General features: G+C 63.5%; 10 protein-coding genes. 8 read left to right on the forward strand and 2 right to left on the reverse strand.

What is annotated here, in order from left to right; all coding sequences use genetic code 11:
- Positions 1 to 79: 79 nt before the first annotated feature.
- The gene (gene lon / locus AACZ17_RS08670) at positions 80 to 2500 is read right to left on the reverse strand and encodes an endopeptidase La (RefSeq protein WP_290737473.1); all 2421 of its coding nucleotides are present in this window, start codon (positions 2498 to 2500) and stop codon (positions 80 to 82) included.
- A 160-nt stretch (positions 2501 to 2660) separates the two neighbouring features.
- Between lon and AACZ17_RS08675 the strand changes: the two genes are divergently transcribed.
- A complete protein-coding gene (locus AACZ17_RS08675) occupies positions 2661 to 3938 on the forward strand; it encodes an aminotransferase class I/II-fold pyridoxal phosphate-dependent enzyme (protein WP_290737476.1) in 1278 nt (425 codons plus the stop codon).
- Positions 3939 to 3988: 50 nt separating this feature from the next.
- Here the strand turns inward: AACZ17_RS08675 and AACZ17_RS08680 are convergent, their stop codons facing one another.
- A complete protein-coding gene (locus tag AACZ17_RS08680) occupies positions 3989 to 4333 on the reverse strand; it encodes a DUF1820 family protein (RefSeq protein ID WP_290737479.1) in 345 nt (114 codons plus the stop codon).
- Between the two features lie 201 nt (positions 4334 to 4534).
- Between AACZ17_RS08680 and miaB the strand changes: the two genes are divergently transcribed.
- The 7 genes from miaB (at position 4535) to AACZ17_RS08715 (ending at position 12498) form a co-directional block, all read left to right on the forward strand.
- Positions 4535 to 5887, forward strand: a complete 1353-nt coding sequence (gene miaB, locus AACZ17_RS08685) for a tRNA (N6-isopentenyl adenosine(37)-C2)-methylthiotransferase MiaB (RefSeq protein ID WP_290737483.1) — start codon at positions 4535 to 4537, stop codon at positions 5885 to 5887.
- A gap of 59 nt (positions 5888 to 5946) precedes the next feature.
- Positions 5947 to 6966: a PhoH family protein gene (locus tag AACZ17_RS08690; protein ID WP_290737486.1), complete on the forward strand. Its 1020-nt coding sequence runs from the start codon at positions 5947 to 5949 to the stop codon at positions 6964 to 6966.
- Positions 6963 to 7445: an rRNA maturation RNase YbeY gene (gene ybeY / locus AACZ17_RS08695; protein WP_290737489.1), complete on the forward strand. Its 483-nt coding sequence runs from the start codon at positions 6963 to 6965 to the stop codon at positions 7443 to 7445. The genes AACZ17_RS08690 and ybeY overlap by 4 nt, the downstream gene beginning before the upstream one ends.
- Positions 7442 to 8287 (forward strand): transporter associated domain-containing protein, encoded by an 846-nt coding sequence (locus tag AACZ17_RS08700; protein ID WP_290737492.1) that lies wholly within the window; start codon positions 7442 to 7444, stop codon positions 8285 to 8287. The genes ybeY and AACZ17_RS08700 overlap by 4 nt, the downstream gene beginning before the upstream one ends.
- A gap of 3 nt (positions 8288 to 8290) precedes the next feature.
- Positions 8291 to 9802, forward strand: coding sequence for an apolipoprotein N-acyltransferase (lnt, locus tag AACZ17_RS08705; protein ID WP_290737495.1), 1512 nt, complete (start codon positions 8291 to 8293; stop codon positions 9800 to 9802).
- Positions 9803 to 9892: 90 nt separating this feature from the next.
- Positions 9893 to 11254 (forward strand): amidohydrolase, encoded by a 1362-nt coding sequence (locus AACZ17_RS08710; RefSeq protein ID WP_290737498.1) that lies wholly within the window; start codon positions 9893 to 9895, stop codon positions 11252 to 11254.
- Positions 11251 to 12498, forward strand: a complete 1248-nt coding sequence (locus AACZ17_RS08715) for an amidohydrolase family protein (RefSeq protein ID WP_290737501.1) — start codon at positions 11251 to 11253, stop codon at positions 12496 to 12498. Before AACZ17_RS08710 ends, AACZ17_RS08715 begins: the two co-directional genes overlap by 4 nt.
- The last annotated feature ends 6 nt before the right edge of the window (positions 12499 to 12504 follow it).

The following is a 12504-nucleotide window of genomic DNA, read 5'->3' on the forward strand; positions in this document are numbered from 1 at the left end:
CCGGAAGCCCGGAAGCCCGGAAGCCCGGAAGCCCGGAAGCCCGGAAGCCCGGAAGCCAGAGCACAGCCCAGCCCTGTGCTCAATGCAACGCCTTCTCTAACCGATGCTCATGAAACACATACTCAAAGACCTCCCGGTAGTTGCGCGCAAAGCGCACCTCCAGCCCTTCCCGCAAATAGGCCGGCAACTCGTCGAAATCACGCCGGTTGGCCGCGGGCAGAATCAACTCCGGAATCTTCATGCGCCGCGCCGCAATCACCTTCTCGCGGATGCCACCCACCGGCAGCACCTGGCCCGTCAGGGTCAGCTCACCGGTCATCGCCAGCGGGCGCTTGATCCGCTCATCGCGCGCCAGGGAAATCAGTGCCGTCGCCATGGTGATACCCGCACTGGGGCCATCCTTGGGTGTGGCACCCTCCGGCACGTGTAGATGCACAAGGCTGGTGTCGAAGAAATCGTAGTCACAGTCGAAATCACGCAGGTGCGACACCACATAGCTGTAGGCAATCTCCGCGGATTCCCGCATGGTCTCCCCCAGGCGTCCGGTGAGCTTGAACCCCCTGTTCAGGGTGTGCACCTTGGAGGATTCAATCGCCAGGGTTGCACCGCCCATCGCGGTCCAGGCCAGCCCGGTAGCCACACCGGGGCCGCGCAGCAGCTTCTCGCTGTGGAACACCGGTTGGCCAAGCAGTGTTTCGATATCCTTCTTGCCGATGCGCAGGCGCTGTTCACCGCCCTCCAGCAGATTGACGATGGACTTGCGGATGATACGCGCCAGCTGCTTTTCCAGGTTGCGCACACCGGCCTCCCGGCAATAACTCTCGATTACGGTCTTGAGCGCGGCGTCGTTGATCTTGAGCTGGTCAGCGCTGACACCGTGACGCTGCAACAGCCGCGGCCACAGGTGGTTGCGCGCGATGGCCAGCTTCTCCTCGGCGATGTACCCCGCGAGCCGCAGCACCTCCATCCGGTCCAGCAGCGGCCCGGGAATGCTGTCCAGCTGGTTGGCGGTGCAGATGAACAGGACCTTGGACAGGTCTACCCGCATATCCAGGTAATGGTCCAGAAACTCCGCGTTCTGCTCCGGGTCCAGCACCTCGAGCAGTGCCGAAGCGGGGTCGCCCCGGAACGACGATCCGATCTTGTCGATTTCGTCGAGCATGATCACCGGGTTGGCCACCTTCACATCCTTCAGCGCCTGCACAAACTTGCCGGGCATGGCGCCGATATAGGTGCGGCGGTGGCCCTTGATTTCCGCTTCGTCGCGCATGCCACCCAGGCTGAAACGGTAGAATTCGCGCCCCAGTGCGTCTGCCACGGAGCGCCCGATGCTGGTTTTGCCCACCCCGGGCGGCCCTACCAGCAGTAGAATGGACCCGCTGATCTCGCCCTTGAATGCCCCGACGGCGAGAAACTCGAGTATGCGCCGCTTCACGTCGTCCAGCCCGTCGTGATGCGCGTCCAGTGTCTCCCGAGCATGGGCAAGCTCCAGCTTGTCCGCCGAGGTGATACCCCAGGGCAGTTGTGTAGCCCAGTCGAGGTAATTGCGCGTCACGCCGTATTCAGGTGACCCCGTCTCCAGCACCGATAGCTTGTGTATTTCCTCGGCGATGCGCGCACGCACGGGCTCTGGTGGCTTGAGGGCCGCCATGCGCTCCTCGAACAGCTCAAGGTCGGTGCTGCGGTCGTCCTTGGACAACCCAAGCTCCTTCTGGATGACTTTCAGCTGCTCGCGCAGGAAGAACTGCCGCTGCTGCTCGGAGACTTTTTCATTGACCTGGCTGGTGATGCGGGTCTGCATCTCGGCCACTTCGCGCTCTTTGCGCAGCAGCAGCAGAACCTTCTCCATGCGGGCCAGCAAGGGCAGCGTGTCGAGGATTTCCTGCAACTGGTCACCCTTGGCCGTCGTGAGCGCAGCCGAGAAGTCCGCCAGCAGGCTGGGCTGGTTGGGACTGAAGTTTGCCATGTAGTGCTTAAGCTCTTCGCTGTACAGCGGGTTGAGCGGCAACAGCTCCTTGATCTGCTGGATCAGAGCCATCGCGTAGGCCTTCACTTCGTCGCTGTCGCGGTCTCCCGTGCTGCGCGGGTATTCAACCTGAACCCGGTAGGGCGCCTTGTCGGTGAGCCAGCGCAGGATGCGAAAGCGCTTCACGCCCTGCACCAGGAACTGACCGGGGCCGGTGGTGCCCGGCGGCCTGTGCAGGCGTGCGACGCAGCCGATCTCGGGGAACTGGCGGGGCCCCACGCTGTCCGGGCCCTGCTGGTCAACATAACTGAGGCCCACCAACCCGTGGCCCTCGGCGGCAATCGCCTCCAGTGTCGGGGCCCATTCCTGCGGATTGATCGCGACCGGCTGTATCTGCCCGGGAAAGAAGGGTCGCTGCGGTACCGGAATCACGTACAGTGTATCCGGGAGAATATCGTTTGCCACCGCCGGGGCCTGGTTGCCCGACGCGTTCGCGTCGCGCTCATCCTCGGCAAATTGCTGGGGCTTGCTCATGGCTGCCTGTGTCCAATGCTGTGGGTATCCGCCAGATATGGGCGCGCGGGCGCGTATTTCAAGAGATTGACCCCGCAGCATTTTTCAGTGACCGGCACGCGGAGTATACTTGGCGGCTGAGCCCGACCCGTCTACCGCACGTCCGACACAGGAGTCCACAGTGCATATTGAAAAGGCCACTGAAGCCGAACTGCGCGCCGCGCTTGCCGACCTGCATGAACAGTATGATGCACTGGCAGCGAAGAAACTGAACCTCGACCTGACCCGGGGCAAACCCAGCGCCGCGCAAGTCGCACTGTCCGACGCTCTGGACGGCATTCTGCAGGGCAATTATCGGGCCGCGGACGGCACCGATGCCCGCAACTACGGTGGTCTGGAGGGCCTGCCCGAAGCGCGCGCGCTGTTCGCCGACGTTCTGGGGACAGCACCGCAAGAGACTCTGGTCGGCGGCAACAGCAGCCTGACGCTGATGTACCAGGTGATGGATTTTGCCCTGCGCGAGGGTCTGCGAGGCGCCGAATCAGCCTGGGGCAACCGTGCCCAGGTGAAGTTCCTGTGCCCGGTACCAGGTTACGATCGCCACTTTTCCGTCTGTGAATACCTGGGCATCGAGATGATCCCCGTGCCCCTGCTGGACTCCGGCCCGGACATGGACCAGGTAGAGGCGCTGGTCAGCACTGATGCGGACATCAAGGGCATCTGGTGCGTGCCCCGCTTCTCAAACCCCACCGGCTGCGTCTACAGCCCGGACACTGTCAAACGTCTGGCACGGCTGCCGCAAACCGCGTCAGACGACTTTGTCGTGATGTGGGACAACGCCTATGCGGTCCACACCCTGCAGGATGACGCACCTGCGCTGGACAGCATCACGACCCACGCGCGGGCGTTCGGCACCATGGACGGTATCTTCCAGTTCGGCTCCACGTCCAAGATCACCTTCGCCGGTGCAGGTGTCGCATTCCTTGGCACCAGCGAGCGCAATCTCAACACCTTCAAGGCACACCTGGCTTTCCAGACCATCGGCCCCGACAAAGTGAACCAGTTGCGTCATGTGCGCTTCCTGCAGGACGAGGCCACGCTGCACACGCACATGGCCGGGCACGCGGCAATTCTCAAGCCACGCTTTGACGCGGTGCTCGACACCCTGCAGCGCGAACTGGGAGCCAGTGGCATGGGCCACTGGACGACGCCACAGGGCGGCTACTTCGTATCGTTCAACACTTTGCCGGGGCTTGCGTCCAAAATCGTCGAACTTGCGGCCAACGTGGGAGTCAAGCTGACACCGGCCGGCGCCACCTTCCCCTACGGCAAGGACCCGGAAGACAGCAATATCCGTCTGTCACCGAGTTTCCCGGCACTGGACGATGTGCAGGCGAGCGTGGACGTGTTTGTGTTGTGCGTGAAAATCGCCTCGATCAAGCAGCGGCTGGATAGCTGAAGAAAGGCGGCGGGGGCCCGCAGCAGCGGGCTCCGCGCCCGCCGGCGAGGTCAGTCGTCGCTGCTGTGGTGCGGCTGCATACCGGGCACGGGGAATGTGGCCACGTTGCTGCGCGAGCCGGGCGTGGCCTCGGAAATCTTGCCGGTCCCTTCCTTGTCGACTTCATCGATGCGGATGATCGCCTGCAACGGAATATAGCTGCGCTTGACCCCGCTGAACTCGTGCTTGAGCTTCTCCTCGCCGGGGTCTACGAGTATCTGCGAGCGTTCGCCGAAGACGAATTCCTCGATCTCGATGAAACCCCACATATCGCTCTGGTAGATCTGGCGCGCGAACACCTCGAACACCTGGTTGGCGTTGTGGAATATCACCTTGTACACCGGTTGGTTGGCCATGCTGTCCTCGTGGGGCGTTGCGCCGGGCGGTCCCGCTGGGGTTGCGCGGAATCCGGGGGGGCGCAATGTTAACACTCCCATCATAAATTACCACTACCGGGATCCGCGCAATGCTATGTTTCCCGCGGCCAACTCTGTATAATTCCCACCCTTTTTCCAGCAACCGGCGAGGCACCCACTGCGGTGCGCCGACGAGGCCCAGTGAGCAAAAAGCTGTACATCAAGACCCACGGCTGCCAGATGAACGAGTACGACTCGGCGCGCATGCGCGATCTGTTGCAGGCCAGCCATGGGCTGACCCCGACGGACAACCCCGAGGACGCCGATGTTCTGCTGCTCAACACCTGCTCGATCCGTGAAAAAGCCCAGGAAAAGGTCTTCCACCAGCTCGGCCGCTGGAAACACCTGAAGCAGAAGAACCCCGACCTGATCATCGGGGTGGGTGGCTGTGTCGCCAGTCAGGAAGGGGCCGAAATCGGCAAACGCGCACCCTATGTCGACCTGGTCTTCGGGCCACAGACCCTGCACCGCCTGCCGGAGATGATGGAGCAGCGCGGCCCGGGGGGTACGCTGGTGGTCGACGTCAGCTTCCCGGAAATCGAGAAATTCGATCGATTGCCGGAACCCAGTGTCGAGGGGCCCACGGCCTTTGTTTCCGTGATGGAAGGCTGCAGCAAGTACTGCACCTTCTGTGTTGTGCCCTACACCCGCGGGGAAGAAGTCTCACGCCCGGTGGATGACGTGATCGCTGAAGTGGCGCACCTGGCGGGAGAGGGCGTGCGCGAAGTCAACCTGCTGGGGCAGAATGTGAACGCCTACCGGGGCGCCAACCACCTCGGTGAGATCGTGGACTTCGCCGAACTCCTGCACCTGGTGGCGCGCATTCCGGGGATCGACCGTATCCGCTACACCACCTCACACCCGGTGGAATTCAGCGACGCCCTGATCGATGCCTATGCCGAGATCCCGCAGCTGGTCGACCACCTGCACCTGCCGGTACAAAGTGGCTCGGACCGCATCCTGATGGCCATGAAGCGCGGGCACACGGCGCTGGAGTACAAATCGAAGATTCGGCGTTTGCGCCGCATACGCCCGAACATCAGTATCTCTTCCGACTTCATTATCGGCTTCCCCGGCGAGACGGATACCGACTTTGCGGCCACCATGAAGCTGGTGGAGGAGATCGGGTTCGATACCTCGTTCAGTTTTGTCTACAGCGCGCGCCCCGGCACCCCCGCGGCGGAGCTGCCGGACACCACGGATGAAAGCGTCAAGAAGCAGCGCCTGCAGATCCTGCAGGCGCGCATCCTGCAGGAAGCACAGGCGATCAGCCGCCGCATGGTCGGCACAGTGCAGCGGGTTCTGGTCACGGGCGTCTCGAAGAAAGACCCCGGTGAACTGCAGGGTCGCACCGAAAACAACCGTGTTGTGAACTTCCACTGCACCGACCAGAGCCTGATCGGCGAATTCGCCGATTTGGAGATTGTCGATGCTTTGCCCAATTCCCTGCGCGGCCAGCTGGCACAATCACCCCGGATGCGTGCGGTTGACTAGTCGGCCAAGGCGTATATCCTTAACCCCATGATCACATGCCCTAGCGGCCCGCGAGCGATTTGAACAGCGAATCTCCGACCCCCGAGTCGACACAGTCAAGCCTCACCCTGGAACCGAATGACACCCGCCATCTGGCCATGCTCTGCGGCCAGTTCGACGGCCATCTGCGCCAGATCGAGTCCCGTCTCGGCATCAGCATCGCCGCGCGCGGCAACCAGTTCCTGCTCAGCGGCCCAGCGGCCGCCGTGACCGCGGGCGAGCGACTGCTGCAAAGCCTCTACGCCGAGCTCTGCCAGGGCGTGGGCCTGAGTCCGGAGTCACTGCACCTGCAATTGCAGCAGGCGGGCATTGAAGTGCTCAGCGAAGAGCCCGGTGGTGCCCCCGTCGAAGCCATTCAGGTGATCCGCACCAAGCGCGCATCGGTGAAGCCCCGCGGCAAGAACCAGCAGGGTTACGTGCGCACTATCAAGCAGCACGACATCAATTTCGGCATCGGCCCCGCGGGCACCGGCAAGACCTATCTCGCCGTGGCCTGCGCTGTGGAGGCCCTGCTGGAGGAGCGTGTGCGGCGTATCCTGCTGGTGCGCCCTGCCGTAGAGGCCGGCGAGAAGCTCGGCTTTCTGCCCGGCGACCTGAGCCAGAAGATCGATCCGTACCTGCGCCCCCTGTACGATGCCCTGTACGAGATGCTGGGTTTCGAAACCGTCAACAAGTTTATCGAGCGCAACATCATCGAAGTGGCCCCGCTGGCCTTCATGCGCGGGCGCACGCTGAACAACTCCTTCATCATTCTCGACGAGGCGCAGAACACCACCCGCGAACAGATGAAGATGTTCCTCACCCGCATCGGCTTCGGTTCCACGGCCGTGATTACGGGCGATGCCACGCAGATCGACCTGCCCAAGGGCATCCAGTCCGGACTCACCCACGCGGGCAATATTCTCGCCGAGGTCGAAGGCATCGGCTTCACCTGGTTCGGCAACAAGGACGTGGTGCGCCACCCCATGGTGCAGCGCATTGTCGAGGCCTATGACGCGTTTGAGGACAGGGCGACCACCCTCGACAAGACCCGGCCATGAACAGCCACATCGACATCCAGACGGCCTGTAGCGAGCCGGTTCCCGAGGAAGACGACTTAAGGAACTGGCTGCACACCACCCTCCAGGGCCGCGCGCCCAGCCCATCACCGGAGCTTTGCCTGCGCCTGGTGGGCGAAGACGAAATGGCCCACCTGAACCAGAGCTACCGTGGCAAGCAGGGCCCGACCAACGTGCTTTCCTTTCCCGCTGACCTGCCGGAAGGGTTGGGGTTGGCACTGCTCGGAGACATCGTGATCTGTGCCCCGGTGGTAGCCCGGGAGGCCGCCGCGCAGGGCAAGTCCCTGCAGGCGCACTGGGCCCATATGGCGGTACATGGGGCGCTGCACCTGTTGGGCTACGACCACATTGCAGCGGCCGAGGCCGCCGAAATGGAAGCCCTTGAAACTGCCATCCTGGCCACGCTTGGATTTCCCTGCCCCTACCCAGACACCGTCTCCGAGGAGCCCGTAACCCCATGAGCGAAGATCGATTTGGCAGCGAGTCAGGAGACCGCTCCTGGCTCGAGAAAATAGCCTTGCTGTTCTCGTCAGAGCCGCACAATCGCCGCGATCTGGAGGGCGTTCTTGCGATCGCCGCCGAAAACGAAGTGATCGACCAGGACGCGCGCAGCATCATGGAAGGCGCCATGAAGGTCAGCGACATGCAGGCCCGCGACATCATGATTCCGCGCGCCCAGATGGTGGTGATCAAGGCAGACTCGACGCTGGAAGAGATCCTGCCGCAGATCATCCGCTCTGCCCACTCACGCTACCCGGTTGTGGGCGAGAGCCCCGATGACATCCAGGGCATACTGCTGGCCAAGGACCTGCTGCCGGAAATCCTCAACAAGGATCACAGCGAGTTCCGCATGGAAACGCTGCTGCGCCCCACGGTTGTGGTGCCGGAAAGCAAGCGACTGAACGTGCTGCTGCGGGAGTTCCGGGAGAACCGCAACCATATGGCTATCGTGATCGACGAGTACGGCGGCGTTGCGGGCCTGGTCACCATTGAGGACGTGCTGGAGGAGATCGTCGGCGATATCGAGGATGAAACCGATGTCGACGAGGACCACTTCATTCGCACCATCGACGACGGCGACTACTTCATCAAGGCGCTGACCCCGATCGAGGAATTCAACGAACATTTCCGCACGACCTTCAGCGATGAAGAGTTCGACACCATCGGCGGCCTGGTGATACAGGCGTTCGGGCACATGCCGGCGCGCAATGAGGTCACCTGCATCGAAAACTTCGAATTCAAGGTGATCAACGCGGACCAGCGCAAGATCCACAGCCTGCGCATGCGGCCACTGAGCAGTTGAACCATGCCTGAACACGGCCTGCGCCCGGCCTGGATAGCCCTGCTGACACTGCTGGCCGGCGGCCTCGTCACCCTCTCATTTGCCCCCTTCAACCTGTGGCCTGCGGGCATCGCCAGTTGCGCGCTCTACTGCTACCTGCTCAGCACCTGCACGCCACGCCAGGCCCTGTGGCGCGGCTGGCTGTTCGGCCTGGGCCTGTTCGGCAGCGGTGTGTCCTGGGTTTACGTCAGCATTCACGTCTACGGTTATGCCAGCGTACCGCTCGCTGTCTTTCTCACGGTGCTGTTCTGTGCCGGGCTCGCGCTTTTGCACAGCCTCTTTGCCTGGTGCTACGTGCGCTGGGTGCGCCCCCTGCCCGGCGGCATGCTGGCCGGCTTCGGCGCGCTGTGGGTGCTGTTCGAGGGCTTGCGCAGCTGGCTGCTGACGGGCTTCCCCTGGCTTTACCTGGGCTACGGCCATATCGATACCTGGCTGGCAGGCTGGGCGCCCGCGGTGGGCGTGTACGGTCTGTCCTTCGCGGTGGCGGTGAGCGGTTCCTGCCTGTTCCTGGCCTGGCGCAACCCGAAGCCTGCAGGCCTGCTCACCTACCTCACCGTGGTGGCCATCCTGTGGCTCGGCGGGCGCACGCTGGGCAGTGTGGAGTGGGTGGTTCCCGCCACCGAACAACCCCTGCGCGTCGCGCTGTACCAGCCCAATATCCCGCAGGCGCTGAAGTGGCAGCCGGGTTATTACCCGCGCATTCTGGAGCAGTACAGCAGCGCTATTGCGGCGCAGGCCGACCACGACATTGTGGTCTGGCCGGAATCTGCACTGCCACGCTTCTACCAGCAGGCCCGCGACTACCTGGATCCGGTAGCCGCGGGCTTTGCCAGCCGCAACAGTACCCTGATCACCGGCATTCCCTGGCGGGAGCCGGGCAGTACAGACTACTTCAACAGCATCGTCGCACTCGGTGCCGGCAGCGGCGTCTATCACAAGCAGCGCCTGGTGCCCTTCGGCGAATACGTGCCGCTGGAGCACTGGCTGCGCGGCCTGATCGCCTTCTTCGACATGCCCATGTCGAGTTTTTCCGCCGGGCCACCGGGACAGAGCCTGCTGTTGGCGGATGGCGTGCGGGTGGCGCCCTTTATCTGCTACGAAATCGTCTACCCAGGGCTCGTCGCTCGGGGCGCACGCAATGCGGACGTACTGGTGACGATCAGCAACGACAGCTGGTTCGGCGCCTCCATCGGCCCGCTGCAGCACCTGCAGATGGCGCGCATGCGTGCACTGGAGAGCGGGCGCTACCTGCTGCGCGGCACCAACAACGGTGTGTCCGCCATTATCGATCATCAGGGCAGGGTCCTGCAGCGCAGCCCCCAGTTTGAGGAAGCGCTGCTCAGCGGCGAGGCCCACATCATGCTGGGCAGCACGCCGGCAGCCATCTACGGTCCGCGACCCGTGCTTGGCGGTTGCGTGCTGCTGTTGTTGTTGATGCTGGTTGTGTACCACACGGTGTGGCGCGAGCGGGACTGAACACCGCAGACAGAAAGCGCCACTGACACTGGAATATTCGTCTTCGGTTTGGTAAAAAGCGCACCTTTTCGCCAAACCGGAGCCCACTGCATGCTGAAACAGGCCTGTGCAGCGCTGCTTTTGCTCGGTGCCAGCGGCACCCTGCAGGCAGAAAGCGCTTTCCCTTCCACCTACACCCCGCTCATCTCAGCTCCCACGCTACTGCGTAACGCCACCCTGCTCACGGGTGATGGGCAGCGGCTCGAACAGACCGATCTGTTGCTCGAGAACGGCAGAATCGCCTGGGTAGGCAACGGTGATGTCCCACCCGGCACCCGGGAAATCGATGCCTCTGGGCGCTGGATCACACCGGGGCTGATTGACGTGCATTCCCACCTCGGTGTTTATCCCAGCCCCTCTGTCGATGCACACCAGGACGGCAACGAAATGAGCGACCCCGTGACCGCGAACATCTGGGCCGAACACAGTATCTGGCCGCAGGACCCGGGTTTCGGCAAGGCTCTCGCCGGCGGGGTCACTGCCCTGCAAATCCTTCCCGGTTCGGCCAACCTGTTCGGCGGCCGGGGCGTCACGCTGAAGAATGTCTACAGCACCAGCTACCAGGGCATGAAGTTCCCCGGGGCACCCCATGGCCTGAAGATGGCCTGCGGCGAAAACCCCAAACGCGTGTATGGGCAGCGCAACAAGCTGCCCTCCACCCGCATGGGCAACGTCGCCCACTACCGCACCGAGTGGATCGCCGCGCAGGACTATATCGATCGTTGGGCTCGCTACGAAGCGCAGCTCGCCGCCGGTGACGAGGAAGCGACCGCACCATTGCGCGACCTCAAGTTGGAAACCCTGGCCGGGGTGCTGCAGGGCGAGATCATTGTCCACATGCACTGCTACCGCGCGGATGAAATGATGACCATCCTGGCCCTGGCCGAGGAGTTCGAGTACCGCATCGGCACCTTCCACCACGCTGTCGAAGCCTACAAGATTGCCGACGAACTGGCACAGCAGCAGGTCTGCGGCGCGCTCTGGGCCGACTGGTGGGGCTTCAAGATGGAAGCCTATGACGGCATTCAGGAGAACATCGCCCTGGTGGACCGCCCGCCGGGGGGGTGCGCGATCGTGCACTCGGATTCTCCTGAAGGTATCCAGCGGCTTAACCAGGAGGCGGCCAAGGCCATGGGCAAGGGCCGCCGCGCCGGCATGGATATCGCTCCTGAACACGCGATTGCCTGGATCACCTCCAACGCCGCACGCTCACTGGGTATTGAGCACATGACCGGCAGCCTGACCCCGGGAAAGATGGCCGATGTGGTTGTGTGGAGCGACAACCCTTTCAGTATCTACAGCAAGGCAGACCTGGTGTTCATCGATGGGGCCCTGCTGTATGACCGCAAGGACCCCGCCCGGCAACCGGTGTCCGACTTTGAGTTGGGGCAGCTGCAGGAGGTGCAGCCATGAATGGATTCAAATGGATCGTCGCCACACTGCTGCTCTGCTGCCAGGCCGCGGCCGCCGGCAACACCTTACTGATTCGCAATGCCCTGGTACACACGATGACCGATGCCGGTACGCTGCCCGCTACGGACATCCTGATTCGCGACGGGCGCATTGCGGAACTTGGCAATCATCTGCGGGCGCCCGCAGACAGCACCGAGCTCGACGCCGCCGGACGACCAGTGACCCCCGCCCTGTTTGCCGGCATCACGGCGCTGGGGCTGAACGAAATCGATATGGTCTGGCCCTCTGTAGACTCCGCGGTCACTCAGGTGGGCTCACCACCCATGCGCCCCGAATTCAACGTGGTCAGTGCCTACAACCCGCACTCCAGCCCGATTCCGATTACCCGCATCGAGGGCTTCGGCTACAGCCTCCTCGGCGCAATGGCCGGTGGGTCGATCATCGGCGGCCAGGGACGCACCGTGGTTCTGGACGGCGGCTACCGGAGCTTCGTTGGCGAGCCCGTGCTCTTCATCGCGCTGGGCGAAAGCGCGTCCACTCTCGCTGGCGGTTCACGCGCCGCGCAATGGATGGTGCTGGAACAGGCCATCGCCGAGAGCGAATCGACGCCGCGTCACGGCGACCACACGCTGCTGACCCGAGAAGGCCGCGCCGCGCTGCACGCATTCCAGCGCAGCGGGACCGTGGTGTTCAGCGCACATCGCGCCAGCGATATTCTGCAGGTCATCGCGTTTGCCGAGCGCCACGGTTTGCGCGCCGTCATTGAAGGCGGTGCCGAAGCCTGGATGGTGGCAGACGCCCTGGCCGAGGCGCAGGTGCCGGTGCTGCTGGATCCCCTGCAGAATCTGCCCGACAGTTTCGACATGCTGGGCGCACGGCTGGACAACGCCGCAAGGCTGCACGCAGCTGGGGTGACAGTCAGCTTTTCCGGCGCCGGCACCCACCATGCGCGCAAGCAGCGACAGCTGGCCGGCGTTGCCGCGGCCAATGGCCTCGGGCCCGAAGCCGCGCTGGCCGCACTGACACGCAATCCGGCGGAGATATTCGGGTTTCCCGGCGGCCGCCTCGAACGCGGCGCCCCGGCCGACCTGGTACTCTGGAGTGGAGACCCGCTGGAGCTGGTGGAATCGGCCGAGCAGGTGATCCTCGGCGGCCGCCTGCAGCCAATGCGCAGCCGGCAGACGGAGCTGCGCGATCGCTACCTGCCAACCGCCACATCGCTGCCCCGAGCCTACACGCACTGAGACCGG

The organism is uncultured Haliea sp., assembly GCF_963973825.1.
Classification (GTDB): domain Bacteria; phylum Pseudomonadota; class Gammaproteobacteria; order Pseudomonadales; family Halieaceae; genus Haliea.